Here is a 13,271-nt window from a genome sequence, read left to right as displayed (position 1 = left end):
GCTCTTGCTGCCGCCGAAGCCTAGTGATGGGGACGAAGCGCGATCACCGCGTCAATCTCTACCGCCGCGCCGAGCGGCAGCGACGGCACGCCGACCGCTGCACGCGCATGGCGCCCGGCCTCGCCGAACACGTCGAACATCAGTTCCGAAGCGCCGTTCGCCACCTTGGGCTGGTCGGTAAAATCGCCCGTACAGTTGATGAAGGCGCCGAGTTTGACGATGCGCTCAACCCGGTCGAGCGGGATGCGCTTGGCCTCCAGCTGGGCGAGGATCATCAGCCCGCAGGCGCGCGCGGCAGCAATCCCTTCGTCCAGCGAGACGTCTTCACCCAGCCGTCCGGTGACTAGTTCGCCATCGATAAAGGGCAGCTGGCCAGAGACGTGGGCGACATCGCCATGCACCGCGACGGGCACATAGCTGGCAACCGGGGCCGCAGCTTCGGGAAGCTGGATCCCCATTTCATCGAGGCGGGCTCTTATCGTCATGCAGGTTCCTCCAGGCGTTGCAGTATCCACGGGAGTGCGTCGTCCCACCGGTCGATCCGGGCGTGCGCATCGCCAGCCTTCTCCCCGCAGGCGATATGCGGGGCAAGACCGGGCTCGCCACACAGGTGCAGACGCACTGTATCGGGCGCATGTTCGCGCGCCGAATTGTGATGCTGCGAGAGGTCGTCGATGAACAGCGAGCGGCTGGGCGAATATTCCTCGATAATTCGCGCGATGGCGGCGCCCTTCGGCCCCTGGTTGGTGTAGACCTTCGCATCGATCCCATAACGGGCAAGCTGGTCCGCACGATCCTGCTGCCGGTGGTCGAGCAGGTTGGTCAGGATCACCACATCGGCCTTTTCGGCCAGCTGGCCATAGGCCTCGACCGCGCCTTCGACCGGGTCCTGCCGGTCCATCTCGGTATCGAAGAAGGCGTTGAGCAGCCGCCAGATATCCTTCTGGTCGACCGCCTCGCCATCTTCACGCCGGGTAAGGGCGCGGGCGAAATCCGACTGGAAAGCGAAGTCTATCTCGTGCTCTTCGCCCAGCCAGTCGCGGAAATGCGAAACCATGCGCAGCAGCACTTCGTCGCAATCGGAGATGACCAATGGCCGCGCACTCATCGGGACAGCTCCCCATGGGCAGCGACGATCTTTTCCGGCGCGACGTTCAGCGCATCGGCTGCCAGCACGAGATCGGGCTCGTGTCCGGCCAGGAATTCGAGCACGGCAGCCTGCACGGCGCGCTCCTCGATCCCGTGCCGCAAGCGCTCCGGCGTCAGCCCGGTCAGCGACAGCAAGCGGTCGGCACGCTGCTCGTCCGTCAGGATCCATCCCAGCGCGCCCAGCGCCAGCGCCTCGGCATCCGAATGCCCCCCGGTCGAGGGCTCTGTTGAGTTGGTGGGCTCGGGCGTTGTCATACCGGGGGCTGCTGGCCTATTCGTAAGGGAGGTCAAATCTGGGGCGGGGCGTGGCAAAACGTATCCTTGTTGTCGAGGACAACGATCTCAACCGCAAATTGTTCTGCGACGTGCTGCGCGCAAAGGGGTACGAAGTACTCGGCTGCGCGGACGGCAATTCGATGATCGAATCCGCACATCGGTTCCGTCCCGACCTGGCGATCATGGACATCCAGCTGCCGCATGTTTCCGGGCTGGACCTGATTGCGCAGATGAAGGCGGATGCGCAGCTCGCCTCGGTTCCGGTGCTCGCCGTCACCGCCTACGCCGGGAAGGGGGACGAGGATCGTATCCGCGCCGCGGGGGCGGAAGATTACCTTGCCAAGCCCGTTTCCATCGGCCCGTTTTCGGCCAAGGTCATCGCGCTGCTCGGCGAATGAGGCTGCGCCCGAAAGCTTGACAAATACGGGGCGAACGCGCTTTGCCCCGCCGACTTCCAAGAGGATGTGAGAAAAGGATGCCCGCGATGGACCGTGCCGAGATCGACCGGCGAATCCGCGACCTGATCGCGCCGTTCAACAAGAACGGTGTCGAGATTACCGACGCGACCACCTTCCAGGGCGACCTCGAGTTCGATAGCCTGACCGTAATGGATTTCGTCGCCGCGATCGAGGACGAGTTCGACATCATCATCTCGATGAACCAGCAGGCCGAGATCGAGACCTACGGCCAGCTGGTCGACGCAGTGAAGAAGCTGGTCGAAGCCGCATGAGCGAAGGGATCGACCAGCCGGACGCGCCGGTAGTCCAGGAAGGCCGCGGCAAGGGCGATCTGTTCGCCAAGTTCGACGAACTGATCCAGATGCGCGAGGGCCTGCTCGCCAGCGGGGTGGAAGATCCGTTCAACCTCGTCATGGAAAAGGTGCTCTCCCCCACCCGTGCGATCTGCAACGGGCGCGAGACGATCCTGCTGGGCACCTACAACTACATGGGGATGACCTTCGACGACGATGTGATCGCCGCAGGCAAGGATGCGCTCGGCAATTTCGGCAGCGGCACCACCGGAAGCCGCGTGCTGAACGGGACGTATCAGGGCCACAAGGAATGCGAGGACGCGCTCAAGGAATTCTACGGAATGGACCACGCGATGGTCTTTTCCACCGGGTACCAGGCCAATCTCGGCATCATCTCCACCATCGCCGGCAAGGGCGATTATGTGGTGCTGGATATCGATAGCCACGCCTCGATCTACGATGGCTGCGCGATGGGTCGGGCCGAGATCGTCCCCTTCCGCCACAACGACATCGAAGCGCTCGAAAAGCGGTTGAAGCGCATTCCCGCCGATGCGGGCAAGCTGGTGGTGCTCGAAGGCGTCTATTCGATGCTCGGCGACATTGCGCCGCTCAAGGACATGGTTCGCATCTCCAAGGAAGCGGGCGCGATGGTGCTGGTCGACGAAGCGCATTCGATGGGCTTCATCGGCGAGAACGGTCGCGGAGTCGCAGAAGACCAGGGCGTGCTCGACGATGTCGATTTCGTGATCGGCACCTTTTCCAAGAGCGTCGGCACCGTCGGCGGCTTCTGCGTTTCCAACCATCCAGATTTCGAGATCCTGCGGCTGGTCTGCCGCCCCTACGTGTTCACCGCCAGCCTGCCGCCCAGCGTAGTCGCCACTGCCGCGACTTCGATCCGCAAGCTGATGCATGGCTCCAACAAGCGGGCGCATTTGTGGGAGAATTCGCGGCGGCTGCATGGTGGATTGAAGGATCTGGGCTTCCAGCTCGGGACCGACGAGCCGCAAAGTGCAATCATCGCGGTGATCATGCCCGACCTGACCAAGGGCGCGCAGATGTGGGAAGCGCTGCTGAAGGAAGGGCTTTACGTGAACCTCGCCCGCCCGCCCGCAACGCCGGCCAATATGACGCTGCTGCGCTGCTCGCTGTGCGCCGAACATAGCGACGAGGAGGTCGGCACGATCCTGCGAATGTTCGAACGCGCGGGCAAGGCGACCGGGATCATCTGATGCGAGTGGCGCCCGGTATTGCCTTCGCGCTTTGTACCGGGCTGATCGCCGCACCCGCCCACTCGGTGGTCGTCCGCCACGATGCCGACCCGGCACTGTACCGCGCTACCTCTGCCGACATTCCCGCCCTGGTCGACATGCCCGAGAGCGGACAGGGCGTCCTGATCGCTCCCGAATGGGTGCTCACCGTCGCGCACACCGTTGTCTGGCGCACCGACGATCTTGCAAGCGTGACCATCGGCGGGCGCGAAAGAGCGGTAGCGCAAGTCATCGTCCACCCAGACTACGCCGAGCCGCCTGGCCCCGCTCCCGACGGATCGATCAAGCCGATCATGGACGGGTCCTTCGCCATGCGCGACATCGCGCTGGTCCGGCTGCGCGAGCCGGTTACCGATATTGCGCCCGTCCAGCTGTTCGAGGGGCCGATAGAGGAAGGCGACATCCTCACGCTGTTCGGCAAGGGCCAGGGCGGCACGGGGCTGACCGGTGCGCTCTCCATCTATCCGCAACGCGGAATCCTGCGGCGGGCGCGCAACGAGGTTGCCGAAGTCCTGCCAAACTGGATCGGCATCCGGTTCGATCGCGGGGCTGACGCGCTGCCCGACGAGGGATCGATCGGGCGCGGCGACAGTGGTGGCCCCTGGATGATCGATCAGGCGGGCGAGATGCGTGTCGTGGCGCTCGGCTCATGGAGCTACTGGGATGGTGCACCGGAAGATTTTCGTGCCGGTGCCTATGGCCTGACCACGTATCACACGCGAGTGGCCGCCTATCGGGACTGGATCGAGGCCACCATCGCCGGGGCCTGACCGTCGGAACGCACATCCTCCTGCACCGTCTGATGAGGTGAAGGAGAATATCGCAATGACGACCACCAACAGTGCAAGTGCAAGGTACGATGGCTTCGGCAAGGACGGCAAAGGCCATGTCTCGACCGAATCCGGCGCGCTCGACAACCAGCCTTATGGTTTCAACACCAGGTTCGAGGATGCGCCCGGGACCAATCCCGAAGAGCTGATCGGTGCTGCGCACGCCAGTTGCTTTACCATGGCGCTTGCCTTCCAGTTGGCCGACAAGGGCCATTTGGACGGTACTATCGAAACGACCTGCGTCGTCTCGCTGGACAAGGACGGAGACGGCTTCAAGGTCAGCAAGTCCGCGCTTTCGGTGACGGGCGGTGGCGGCGGACTGGACAAGGCGACATTCGAAGAATGTGCGCAGACCGCGAAAGAGAACTGCCCGCTCTCCAAGCTGCTCGACACCGAGATCACGCTGGAGACCGAGTTCACCGGATAACGGCGCGCGGCGGCTTTCCGGCTACAGGTCTTCCAATGTGGCGTTGGCGCAGGGGTCGTTCGCATCGCTTGCGTCATCGCCGTGGCCCAGCTGCGTGATGACCAGGAAACCGCCCACCACCAGCACCACGAACAGCGTGGTCAGCGGCACCAGGTACTTGTCGATGAAGGTCTTGATCGGCGCACCAAACAGGCGGAACAGGATGCCTACCGTCATGAAGATTAGCCCACGTCCCGCAATGCTGGCAATCAGGAAGGTGGCAAGGTTCATGCTGACGAAGCCTGCCGTGATGGTCATCAGCTTGTAGGGAATCGGCGTGCTCGCGGTGGTGAACACCGCCCAGCCGCCATTCGCGTTCACGGTGCAGGCGGCCCACGGGAAGATCTCCGCATATCCCAGGGTCGAGACCAGCCAAAGGCCGATGCTTTCATACAGCAGCGCGCCGATCGCGTAGCCGAGCATCCCGCCCAGCACCGAAGCGGCGGTGGCGATCAGGGCGAAGCGGACCGCCTTCTTCGGTTCGGCCAGGCACATAAGGCCCAGCAAGGGGTGCGGCGGGATCGGGAAGAAGCTCGATTCGACGAAGGCAAACAGCGCCAGCCACCACTGCGCGTGCGGGTGCGCCGCCTTCTGCATGGTCCATTCGTACAATCCGCGCAGCATGGCGACCCTTCGATCCGTTGAGTTTGCGCGGCTTAGGCGAGCAATCGAACCCGTGCAAGCAGATCGCGCCTACCCTATTTTACCTATCTGGTTATTTTATGGTTGACATCGCGACGCTCTTTGGTTAGACAACAGGAACATCGCGATGGTGCGAACGGCCCGCAGCGGCCTCGCTCTCGCAGCCCACGCCAAACTTCGGGGCGCTTCCTGCATGACCAGTACCACACGCACTTCGCCCCCGAAGCGGGCGAAGCGCAAGAACGTGCGCTTTACCGAGGCGCAGAAGGCAGCCGAGGGCGAAGGCCCGGTCAACAAGCACTGGCGGACCTATTTCCTCCAGGAACTCGCCGCGACGTCCAACGTCACCGCGTCGGCCAAAAAAGCAGGTGTCTCGGCCAGCCGCGCCTACAAGACGCGGCGCGAGCATGAGGACTTTGCGCTCGCTTGGCGGACCGCGCTTTACGAAGGCTACGAGCATCTCGAAATGGAAGTGCTCGCCAGCCTGCGCGGACACGACCCGGACCGCAAGCTGGACATTGCCAACGCCATCCGGCTGCTGGGCGCGCATCGCGAGACAATCGCGGCAGAGCGGGCGCGTCGCGAAGGGCAGGACGAAGCGGCAGTCTTCGCCGCGCTCGACCGCAAGCTCGCGACGATCCGTTCGCGGCTTGCAAAGGCCGAGAGCCAGCATGACAGCTGAGCTGCTGGGCGATCTCCTGCAGCTCGAACCCGACGCTCTGTTCGACTGGCATAAATCGCTCACTCGTAGAGAGTCGCTTGCGCTTGCCTATCACTGGCCCCGCTGGGCGCGGGTGGAACAGCTCGCCCCGCCGGGCGACTGGCACACATGGCTGATCTGCGCGGGGCGCGGTTTCGGCAAGACCCGCGCGGGCGCAGAATGGGTGCGCGCGGTGGCACAGGCAGACCGCGAGGCGCGGATCGCGCTGGTCGGGGCCTCCCTGGCCGAGGTTCGCGCCGTGATGATCGAGGGCGAGAGCGGCGTCCTGTCGGTGTGCTCGCCATCGTTGCGCCCTTTGTGGGAGCCGAGCCTGCGACGACTGACCTGGGGGAATGGGGCGCAGGCGTTCTGTTACTCCGCCGCCGAACCGGAGAATCTCCGGGGCCCGGAACATGGTTACGCATGGTGCGACGAGATCGCCAAATGGGATAGCGCAGGCGAACGGGCGGTCACCGCGTGGGACAACCTGCTGATGGGCCTGCGGCTGGGCGAGTGCCCGCGCGCGCTGGCCACCACTACGCCGCGTGCCGTCCCGCTGGTCAAGCGCCTTCTGGCAGAGGGGCAGGCCGGGGAAGCCGTGGTCACGCATGGGACGACGTGGGATAATCTGGGAAACCTCCCCACCCGCTTCGTCAACCGGATGCGCCGCCAGTTCGCCCGCACCACACTAGGTCGGCAGGAGCTGGAGGGCGAATTGCTGAGCGATATCGAGGGCGCGCTATGGAGCCGCGCCAGACTGGAGGCGTGCCGTGTGTCGAAACCTGCGGGCGAGCCTGTCCGGGTTGTCGTGGGCGTCGATCCACCCGCCAGCGCACAGGGGGATGCCTGCGGGATCGTGGTGTGCGGGGTCGACGAGGAGGGTGTGGCGAGGGTGCTTGCCGATGCGTCAATCGAACGCGCCTCGCCCGAGGCATGGGCCCGCGCCGTCGCCCGCGCTGCCGGGCAATGGAAAGCGGACCGGGTTGTGGCCGAAGCTAACCAGGGCGGCGCGATGGTCGAAAGCGTGCTGCGCGCAGGCGAAGTGTCGCTGCCGGTCAAGCTGGTCCATGCCAGCCGCGGCAAGGTCGCCCGCGCCGAGCCGGTCGCGGCTCTGTACGAGGCAGGCCGCGTGCGCCACGCCGGGCTGTTCGCGAAGCTGGAGGACCAGCTGTGCGGGCTAATCGTCGGCGGCGGTTACGAAGGACCGGGCCGCTCGCCCGACCGGGCAGATGCGCTGGTCTGGGCACTGACCGAACTGATGCTTGGAAAGAGCGGGAGGCCCGGTATCAAAGCTCTTTAGAACCTATCATACGCATTTTGCGAGCAGGCTGCGCTGGAGATCTGTCAAGGGTCCATGCGCACGAACTGCAACGATTGTCGGTTTCAAATATCCTTGGATGACCGCAACGTTTGTCCCATCGTCCGCACGATAACCGCCAGCGTCGGGGCCGCCTACTCGCCCTGAGGCGATGGCATAAAATCTTACACCTGGAAAATAGCTCTCAATTCCGGTCCGCTCGAAGCAACTCATGATCCGGCTCGCACTCCGGGGAGAGCTTTCCCGGTACACGACCGGCAGAGTGGAAACCGGCTCGCCGACTGAGTCGCATGAAGCCAGCCCGGCCAATGCAAACAAGACCATAGCAAACGAGCGATCCATTTCCGAACGCTACCCAGTCCAACTCGCTGCCTCAATCCCGAAGATCTGAAAGGCATTCCATGTCCTTCCTCAATACCATAACCTCCGCCTTCAAGGGCGGGGGGGGCGCCCGTGTGCCTATTGCGCGCGGGTTTGCCTCGCCCTGGGCGCATGCCTTCGAGATGCGCGGGGCATCTGCGCCGCCCTTCGATTATGCGACCAGCCTGCAGGCCGGCTACGCCTCCAACCCCGTTGCCCAGCGCGCGGTGCGGATCGTGGCCGAGGGGGTGGGTGCTGCGCCCATCCAGACGGACGCGGAGGACCTTCTCGCGCTCGTAACCGCACCTTCCGCAGGACAGTCGCTCGTCGAGACCATCGCCGCGCATCTGCTGCTGCACGGCAACGCCTTCGTGCAGGTGCTGAAAGACGGCAGCGGCAGGCCGGTCGAGCTGTTCGCACTGCGGCCCGAACGGGTGACGATCCGGCCCGGACCGATCGGTTGGCCCGAAGCCTTCGCCTATCACCTCGGCGCGCAGACCCACGTCATTCCGCTGGAGGACGAGGACGGCTGGCCCGAACTGATCCACCTCAAATGCCTCAACCCCGGCGACGATCACTATGGCGCGGGGGCCTTGAGCGCCGCCGCGCAGGCCATCGCGATCCACAACGCGGCGAGCCGGTGGAACCACGCGCTGTTGGAAAACGCCGCGCGGCCTTCGGGCGCGCTGGTCTATGCTCCGGGCGACGGGCAGGGGCTGACCACCGACCAGTTCGAGCGGTTGAAGGCAGAGCTTGCCAACGCCTTCCAGGGCAACGGCAATGCAGGGCGGCCCATGCTGCTCGAAGGGGGCTTAAGCTGGCAGAGCATGGCCCTGAGCCCTGCCGACATGGACTTCGCGACGCTGAAAGCGGCGGCGGCGCGCGACATCGCGCTCGCCTTCGGTGTACCGCCGATGCTGCTCGGCCTGCCGGGCGACAACACCTACTCCAATTACCGCGAGGCGAACCGCGCGCTGTGGCGGCTCACGCTGCTGCCGCTGGCGGACAAGATCTTCGCCGGGATCGCAGCGGGCCTCGCTCCGTGGTTCGCGGAAGCGCGGATCGCGGTCGATCTCGACCGTGTGCCCGCGCTGTCCGAAGATCGCGAGCGGCTGTGGAAGCAGGTCAGCGAGGCCGACTTCCTGACCGACGAGGAACGCCGCGCGATGCTGGGGCTAGAACGGCCATAAGGGGGGCGGTTCGCCTCGCCCCTTCACGAGGTCGGACCGGCATCGATCTTCGACGAAGTCGTAGACCTTCCCTGCATCGAGGCAGCTGTCTGCAGCGAACCAGCGCTCCAGACGAGATAGACAAAATACGAGGCGAACAACGCCACAACGATGAGGATCGTGAGCCAGCATCCCCTCGGCACACAGCCACGCTTTTTCTCATCCCGATCCGACATTTCCGATCCTTAGCAAGGTTTCCGCCATGACCAATGAAGACATGCTTGCCGCGCTGCTCGCACAGGCGCGGACCGAGGGTGCCGAACTCGTCACTCTGCGCGCCATCGCGGAGGAGGCGGGCGAGCTGGGTGCCAACCGTGCGCTGGTCCGCATCGGGCTTTCGGACGAGGCCGCCTCGGGCGATATCGACGAGCTGCGCGAGCTGCTGCAGGCCTGGCGCGATGCCAAGGCGAGCGCGTGGAAGGCCGCGATCGAGTGGCTGGCGCGCGGAGCCTGCGCGCTGCTGCTGCTCGGCATCGCGGTACGGCTGGGCGTGCCGGGACTGTTCAAGTGAGTGCGAACCCAACCGTTCGTCCTGAGCCTGTCGAAGGGCGAACGGATCAGCCAGTGCTGAGGATCGCAGGATATGCCGCCCTTTTCGGCATTCCGGACGCCGCCCGCGACACCATCCGACCCGGCGCCTTCACCGCCACGCTCGCGCGAAACAGCGACCCGCTCCCGCTCTACTGGCAGCACGATCCGCGCCAGCGGATCGGCACGGTCGAGCAGATTGGCGAGGATGCACGCGGCCTCCGCGTCGTCGCCCGGATCGATCGGCCCGCCAGCCGCGCCGCCGCATTGCTCGCGGCGCACGCCGTCAGCGGGCTCAGCTTCGGTTACCGAGCGCGGACCGCCGAGCACCGTCCCGAAGGGCGCGCGCTGATCGCCGTCGACCTGCTCGAAATCAGCCTCGTCACCCATCCCCTGCAACAGGGCGCACGGGTGCATCTGATCTCCCCCTGAATCCCTGCGAAAGCAGGGATCTCGTGCCTACAGCACCACGCCCTACCGGCCTGAGGCTCCTGCTTTCGCAGGAGCTCACGCTTTCCCTCCCCCAAGCAAGAAAGAGATGCCCCATGGATATTCAGACCCCCATTACCGAAACCCCTACCGCCGATCCGCTGGACGCCAGCTTCGATATCGTCGCCCGGCAGGACGCGCTGGAAGAAGATGTGGCGACGATCCGCACCGATCTCAACGAGGTGAAGGCCCGCGTCGACAAGATCGGCCGCGCGGCGCAGCGCCCCGCGCTGGGCTCGGGCGATAGCGCACCCGCCGAAGTGAAGGGCTTAGTCGACGGCTATCTGCGGCGTGGCGCGACACATGAGATCAAGTCGATCTCCGGCACCCAGCCGGGCGATGGTGGCTATGCGGTACCCCGCCAGATCGACGCGATGATCGCCCGCGAAGTGACCGCCATCAGCCCGATCCGCGCCATCGCGCAGGTCGTCCAGACCGGCAGCGCGGGCTATCGCAAGCTCATCACGACCGGCGGCACGGCGAGCGGCTGGGCGAGCGAGATCGGCGAGCGCGACGCAACCGACACGCCCACCTTCGCCGAGATCGCGCCGCCGAGCGGCGATCTCTATGCCAATCCCGCGGCCAGCCAGTCGATGCTCGACGATGCAGCCTTCGATCTCGAGAGCTGGCTCGCGAGCGAGATTGCGATGGAATTCGCCCGGGCAGAGGGCGCGGCCTTCGTCAATGGCAGCGGTACCAATCAGCCCAAGGGCTTCCTTCAGGCGACCACCTCCACGCTCGGCGATGGATCGCGCGCCTTCGGCTCGCTGCAATATATCGGTACCGGCAGCGCGACCGGCCTGGGCAGCGACCCCGACCTGACGCTGATCGATCTCGTCCATACGCTAAAGGCCGGGCACCGCCAGGGCGCGAGCTTCGTGATGAACTCCGCGACGCTGGCCGAGGTGCGCAAGCTCAAGACCAGCGACGGCGCCTTCCTGTGGCAGCCGGGTCTTGTCGAGGGGCAGCCCGATCGCCTGCTCGGCTACCCGGTGGTCGAGGCCGAGGACATGCCCGATATCGCGGCGGACGAATATCCGATCGCCTTCGGCAATTTCCGCCACGGCTACCTGATCGCCGAACGCAGCGCGACGCAGGTGCTGCGCGATCCCTTCAGCAACAAGCCCTTCGTCCACTTCTACGCTACCAAACGGATCGGCGGGCAGGTGCTCGACAGCGCAGCGATCAAGCTGCTGCGGATCGAAGCCTGACGCCGACGGGGTGCGGAGCCTTGGCTCCCGCGCCCCGCGCGCCCGCGCCGCCCCGCCATCTCCGGCTTTCCCCCTTGGCCGTTCGAGAACCCGGCGGCGCGGGCGCCTTCCCTTTGACCCATCAAGGAGACCGCCTCGATGCGCACCATCCTGGCCGGCGGCGATCTCTCGCCAGCGCTGGCAGAACTCAAGCACTGGCTCGGCATCACGCGAAGCGCAGACGATGCGCAGCTGACCGCGCTGATCGGCGCCGGGGTCGAGGCGTGCGAGCGCTTCACCGGCCTCACTCCGCTGGCCTCGACCATCGAGGAAGTCCGCGATGCGAGCCATGAATGGACGCGGCTGACGACCCGGTCCATCGCGCAGGTGGCAAACGTGGAATCGCTCGACAGCGAAGGTGCGCGATCCGCATTGGACGAGGACGAATACGACCTCCACCTGTCTGGCGACGGTTCGGCGCAGTTGCGCTTGCGGCGCGGGCCTTTCATCATTCGTGTCGTGCTGACGCTGGAGGCGGGGCTCGCACCCGATTGGGCCTCGCTCCCCGACGGCCTGCGCCACGGCATCCTGCGCTTCGCCGCCTTTCTCCATCGCGAGGGCGAGCAGGGCGCAGGCGAACCGCCCGCCGCCATTGCGGCACTGTGGCGACCCTGGCGTCAGGTGCGCCTCGCATGATCCGCGTCAAGATGCCCGCGCTCGACCGGCTTGCCCTCCTCCTGGAAAAGCGGGCGTTACGGCGCCTCGATCACCGCTCGATCACCGGACGAAGCGGCAGCGATCATTGGCGCTCGCCCGCGAAGCTCTGGCCGCATTTCGGAGATGACTGATGGAAACGCTGCTGCGCACCGCACTGCTCGATCATCTGCGGGCCGATGCCGAGTTGATGGCCGCCATCAATCTGGTCGACGAGGCCGAGATCGAGCGTGCTTCCACGCCGTGGCTGGCACTGGTCGCGTCCGCATCGATCGACTGGAGCACCAAAACGCATGCGGGCCGAGAGGTCCGCGTCGCGTTCGAACTGCGCCTGCACGGGGACGATCCGGCGACCGGCGGCGACATCGCCCACCAGGTCGATGCGCGGGTGCTCTCGCTACCGGCCCAGCAAGACGGTTTTCGCGTCGTCAACGCTACCTTCCTGCGCGGACGGGCCGAGCGCCGCGAGCGCAATGCCCGCGCGATCCTGCGCGAATACCGCTTTCGGATTCTACAAGCGCCCACCCTCTAACCCGTTCGGGCTGAGCCTGTCGAAGCCCCGTACTTCCTTCTTCCGCCGTCACAAAAGCAGGGCGACCCTTCGACAAGCTCAGGGTGAGCGGATGTTTTTGCAAAGGTATCGCTATGACAGCCCAAAAAGGCTCCGCCTTCCTTCTCAAGATCGGCGACGGTGCAACGCCGCCCGCCTACGAAACCGTCGCCGGCCTTCGCACCACGCAAATGTCGATCAATGGCGATAGCGTGGTGGTGACGCACAAGGGCTCCGGTGGATGGCGCGAGCTTCTCTCGGGCGCGGGCACCCGCTCCGTATCGGTCAGCGCAGGCGGGATATTTCTTGGTTCGGACGCCGAGGCACGGGTGCAGGCGCATGCGCTCGCCGGGACGATCGACGATTACGAATTGTCGTTCGAGGATGGCGCACGGCTGCGCGGGCGCTTCCTCGTCCAGCGGCTCGACTATTCGGGGGATTTCAACGGCGAGCGCAATTACACGATCCAGCTCGAAAGCTCGGGCGCGGTCGCTGCCGTATGAGTAACGCAAATGTCCTGAGAGGCGAGGCGTGCATCCGCATCGCGGGCGAGGTGCGCACGCTGCGCCCCAGCTTCACCGCGCTGGTTGCAGCAGAGGAAGAGCTCGGCCCGCTGTTCGCACTGGTCGAGCGGGCAGGCGGCGGCGAGCTGCGGCTGGCCGAAATCGCCACGCTGTTCTGGCACTGCCTCGATAGCCGTGAGGGCCTGACCCGCGATGCTGTCGGCGAAGCGGTGCTAGCCAACGGACTGGCTGCCAGCACCAAGCCGCTGCGCGCGCTGCTCGCGGCGATCCTGCAGGGTCGCTGAGGA

Annotated in this window: 20 protein-coding genes; 16 read left to right on the top strand and 4 right to left on the bottom strand. The window is 65.5% G+C overall.

Going from position 1 to position 13,271, the window contains the following annotated elements; genetic code table 11:
* Nucleotides 1–20 precede the first annotated feature (20 nt).
* From ACEQXE_RS02595 to ACEQXE_RS02585, 3 genes are read right to left on the bottom strand one after another with little or no spacing between them, the layout of a single operon-like run.
* Entirely contained in the window at nucleotides 21–485 is a 465-nt protein-coding gene (locus ACEQXE_RS02595) for a RidA family protein (protein ID WP_370177330.1), read from the bottom strand.
* Complete coding sequence (locus ACEQXE_RS02590) at nucleotides 482–1,108, bottom strand: HAD family hydrolase (protein WP_370177329.1); 627 nt, start codon at nucleotides 1,106–1,108, stop codon at nucleotides 482–484. The genes ACEQXE_RS02595 and ACEQXE_RS02590 overlap by 4 nt, the downstream gene beginning before the upstream one ends.
* Nucleotides 1,105–1,404, bottom strand: coding sequence for a DUF3572 domain-containing protein (locus ACEQXE_RS02585; RefSeq protein WP_370177328.1), 300 nt, complete (start codon nucleotides 1,402–1,404; stop codon nucleotides 1,105–1,107). The genes ACEQXE_RS02590 and ACEQXE_RS02585 overlap by 4 nt, the downstream gene beginning before the upstream one ends.
* A gap of 50 nt (nucleotides 1,405–1,454) precedes the next feature.
* Here ACEQXE_RS02585 and ACEQXE_RS02580 point away from each other — a divergent pair, with 50 nt between their 5' ends.
* The 5 genes from ACEQXE_RS02580 to ACEQXE_RS02560 all read left to right on the top strand — a co-directional run bounded on the left by ACEQXE_RS02580 (nucleotide 1,455) and on the right by ACEQXE_RS02560 (nucleotide 4,701).
* A complete protein-coding gene (locus tag ACEQXE_RS02580) occupies nucleotides 1,455–1,823 on the top strand; it encodes a response regulator (RefSeq protein ID WP_370177327.1) in 369 nt (122 codons plus the stop codon).
* Between the two features lie 86 nt (nucleotides 1,824–1,909).
* The gene (locus ACEQXE_RS02575) at nucleotides 1,910–2,155 is read left to right on the top strand and encodes an acyl carrier protein (protein ID WP_370177325.1); all 246 of its coding nucleotides are present in this window, start codon (nucleotides 1,910–1,912) and stop codon (nucleotides 2,153–2,155) included.
* Entirely contained in the window at nucleotides 2,152–3,405 is a 1,254-nt protein-coding gene (locus ACEQXE_RS02570; protein WP_370177323.1) for an aminotransferase class I/II-fold pyridoxal phosphate-dependent enzyme, read from the top strand. Before ACEQXE_RS02575 ends, ACEQXE_RS02570 begins: the two co-directional genes overlap by 4 nt.
* On the top strand, nucleotides 3,405–4,214 hold the full coding sequence (locus tag ACEQXE_RS02565; RefSeq protein ID WP_370177322.1) for a trypsin-like serine protease: 810 nt from the start codon (nucleotides 3,405–3,407) through the stop codon (nucleotides 4,212–4,214). Before ACEQXE_RS02570 ends, ACEQXE_RS02565 begins: the two co-directional genes overlap by 1 nt.
* Before the next feature lie 55 nt (nucleotides 4,215–4,269).
* Nucleotides 4,270–4,701 (top strand): OsmC family protein, encoded by a 432-nt coding sequence (locus ACEQXE_RS02560; protein WP_370177321.1) that lies wholly within the window; start codon nucleotides 4,270–4,272, stop codon nucleotides 4,699–4,701.
* Between the two features lie 21 nt (nucleotides 4,702–4,722).
* On the opposite strand, the gene ACEQXE_RS02555 is transcribed toward ACEQXE_RS02560, so the two are convergent.
* Nucleotides 4,723–5,364 (bottom strand): YqaA family protein, encoded by a 642-nt coding sequence (locus tag ACEQXE_RS02555; protein WP_370177320.1) that lies wholly within the window; start codon nucleotides 5,362–5,364, stop codon nucleotides 4,723–4,725.
* Between the two features lie 211 nt (nucleotides 5,365–5,575).
* Between ACEQXE_RS02555 and ACEQXE_RS02550 the strand changes: the two genes are divergently transcribed.
* The 11 genes from ACEQXE_RS02550 (at nucleotide 5,576) to ACEQXE_RS02500 (ending at nucleotide 13,268) form a co-directional block, all read left to right on the top strand.
* The gene (locus ACEQXE_RS02550) at nucleotides 5,576–6,064 is read left to right on the top strand and encodes a hypothetical protein (protein WP_370177318.1); all 489 of its coding nucleotides are present in this window, start codon (nucleotides 5,576–5,578) and stop codon (nucleotides 6,062–6,064) included.
* Nucleotides 6,054–7,382, top strand: a complete 1,329-nt coding sequence (locus tag ACEQXE_RS02545; RefSeq protein WP_370177317.1) for a DNA-packaging protein — start codon at nucleotides 6,054–6,056, stop codon at nucleotides 7,380–7,382. The genes ACEQXE_RS02550 and ACEQXE_RS02545 overlap by 11 nt, the downstream gene beginning before the upstream one ends.
* 419 nt (nucleotides 7,383–7,801) lie before the next feature.
* Entirely contained in the window at nucleotides 7,802–8,950 is a 1,149-nt protein-coding gene (locus ACEQXE_RS02540; protein ID WP_370177316.1) for a phage portal protein, read from the top strand.
* A gap of 241 nt (nucleotides 8,951–9,191) precedes the next feature.
* Nucleotides 9,192–9,500: a DUF6127 family protein gene (locus ACEQXE_RS02535; protein ID WP_370177315.1), complete on the top strand. Its 309-nt coding sequence runs from the start codon at nucleotides 9,192–9,194 to the stop codon at nucleotides 9,498–9,500.
* 56 nt (nucleotides 9,501–9,556) lie between these two features.
* Nucleotides 9,557–9,949 carry an HK97 family phage prohead protease gene (locus ACEQXE_RS02530; RefSeq protein WP_370177364.1) on the top strand — a complete coding sequence of 131 codons (393 nt, stop codon included), beginning with the start codon at nucleotides 9,557–9,559 and terminating at the stop codon, nucleotides 9,947–9,949.
* Nucleotides 9,950–10,062: 113 nt separating this feature from the next.
* Nucleotides 10,063–11,217 carry a phage major capsid protein gene (locus ACEQXE_RS02525; RefSeq protein ID WP_370177314.1) on the top strand — a complete coding sequence of 385 codons (1,155 nt, stop codon included), beginning with the start codon at nucleotides 10,063–10,065 and terminating at the stop codon, nucleotides 11,215–11,217.
* 138 nt (nucleotides 11,218–11,355) lie between these two features.
* On the top strand, nucleotides 11,356–11,892 hold the full coding sequence (locus ACEQXE_RS02520) for a phage head-tail connector protein (RefSeq protein WP_370177313.1): 537 nt from the start codon (nucleotides 11,356–11,358) through the stop codon (nucleotides 11,890–11,892).
* Nucleotides 11,889–12,044: a hypothetical protein gene (locus ACEQXE_RS02515; protein WP_370177312.1), complete on the top strand. Its 156-nt coding sequence runs from the start codon at nucleotides 11,889–11,891 to the stop codon at nucleotides 12,042–12,044. The genes ACEQXE_RS02520 and ACEQXE_RS02515 overlap by 4 nt, the downstream gene beginning before the upstream one ends.
* Nucleotides 12,044–12,442: a DUF3168 domain-containing protein gene (locus ACEQXE_RS02510; RefSeq protein ID WP_370177311.1), complete on the top strand. Its 399-nt coding sequence runs from the start codon at nucleotides 12,044–12,046 to the stop codon at nucleotides 12,440–12,442. The genes ACEQXE_RS02515 and ACEQXE_RS02510 overlap by 1 nt, the downstream gene beginning before the upstream one ends.
* A gap of 113 nt (nucleotides 12,443–12,555) precedes the next feature.
* Nucleotides 12,556–12,963: a phage major tail protein, TP901-1 family gene (locus tag ACEQXE_RS02505; protein WP_370177310.1), complete on the top strand. Its 408-nt coding sequence runs from the start codon at nucleotides 12,556–12,558 to the stop codon at nucleotides 12,961–12,963.
* The gene (locus ACEQXE_RS02500; RefSeq protein ID WP_370177309.1) at nucleotides 12,960–13,268 is read left to right on the top strand and encodes a gene transfer agent family protein; all 309 of its coding nucleotides are present in this window, start codon (nucleotides 12,960–12,962) and stop codon (nucleotides 13,266–13,268) included. The genes ACEQXE_RS02505 and ACEQXE_RS02500 overlap by 4 nt, the downstream gene beginning before the upstream one ends.
* Nucleotides 13,269–13,271 lie beyond the last annotated feature (3 nt).

The organism is Alteriqipengyuania sp. (genome assembly GCF_964222115.1).
Classification (GTDB): Bacteria; Pseudomonadota; Alphaproteobacteria; order Sphingomonadales; family Sphingomonadaceae; genus Alteriqipengyuania.
This window is presented reverse-complemented; position numbering and strand designations above follow the sequence as displayed.

Excerpts from the sequence above, each read along its gene's own strand:
- ACEQXE_RS02590 (WP_370177329.1), bottom strand. The coding sequence starts at position 1,108 with ATGAGTGCGCGGCCATTGGTCATCTCCGATTGCGACGAAGTGCTGCTG.
- ACEQXE_RS02545 (WP_370177317.1), top strand. The coding sequence starts at position 6,054 with ATGACAGCTGAGCTGCTGGGCGATCTCCTGCAGCTCGAACCCGACGCT.
- ACEQXE_RS02555 (WP_370177320.1), bottom strand. The coding sequence starts at position 5,364 with ATGCTGCGCGGATTGTACGAATGGACCATGCAGAAGGCGGCGCACCCG.
- ACEQXE_RS02550 (WP_370177318.1), top strand. The coding sequence starts at position 5,576 with ATGACCAGTACCACACGCACTTCGCCCCCGAAGCGGGCGAAGCGCAAG.
- ACEQXE_RS02520 (WP_370177313.1), top strand. The coding sequence starts at position 11,356 with ATGCGCACCATCCTGGCCGGCGGCGATCTCTCGCCAGCGCTGGCAGAA.
- ACEQXE_RS02575 (WP_370177325.1), top strand. The coding sequence starts at position 1,910 with ATGGACCGTGCCGAGATCGACCGGCGAATCCGCGACCTGATCGCGCCG.
- ACEQXE_RS02585 (WP_370177328.1), bottom strand. The coding sequence starts at position 1,404 with ATGACAACGCCCGAGCCCACCAACTCAACAGAGCCCTCGACCGGGGGG.
- ACEQXE_RS02595 (WP_370177330.1), bottom strand. The coding sequence starts at position 485 with ATGACGATAAGAGCCCGCCTCGATGAAATGGGGATCCAGCTTCCCGAA.
- ACEQXE_RS02565 (WP_370177322.1), top strand. The coding sequence starts at position 3,405 with ATGCGAGTGGCGCCCGGTATTGCCTTCGCGCTTTGTACCGGGCTGATC.
- ACEQXE_RS02525 (WP_370177314.1), top strand. The coding sequence starts at position 10,063 with ATGGATATTCAGACCCCCATTACCGAAACCCCTACCGCCGATCCGCTG.
- ACEQXE_RS02560 (WP_370177321.1), top strand. The coding sequence starts at position 4,270 with ATGACGACCACCAACAGTGCAAGTGCAAGGTACGATGGCTTCGGCAAG.
- ACEQXE_RS02500 (WP_370177309.1), top strand. The coding sequence starts at position 12,960 with ATGAGTAACGCAAATGTCCTGAGAGGCGAGGCGTGCATCCGCATCGCG.
- ACEQXE_RS02510 (WP_370177311.1), top strand. The coding sequence starts at position 12,044 with ATGGAAACGCTGCTGCGCACCGCACTGCTCGATCATCTGCGGGCCGAT.
- ACEQXE_RS02505 (WP_370177310.1), top strand. The coding sequence starts at position 12,556 with ATGACAGCCCAAAAAGGCTCCGCCTTCCTTCTCAAGATCGGCGACGGT.
- ACEQXE_RS02570 (WP_370177323.1), top strand. The coding sequence starts at position 2,152 with ATGAGCGAAGGGATCGACCAGCCGGACGCGCCGGTAGTCCAGGAAGGC.
- ACEQXE_RS02535 (WP_370177315.1), top strand. The coding sequence starts at position 9,192 with ATGACCAATGAAGACATGCTTGCCGCGCTGCTCGCACAGGCGCGGACC.
- ACEQXE_RS02515 (WP_370177312.1), top strand. The coding sequence starts at position 11,889 with ATGATCCGCGTCAAGATGCCCGCGCTCGACCGGCTTGCCCTCCTCCTG.
- ACEQXE_RS02540 (WP_370177316.1), top strand. The coding sequence starts at position 7,802 with ATGTCCTTCCTCAATACCATAACCTCCGCCTTCAAGGGCGGGGGGGGC.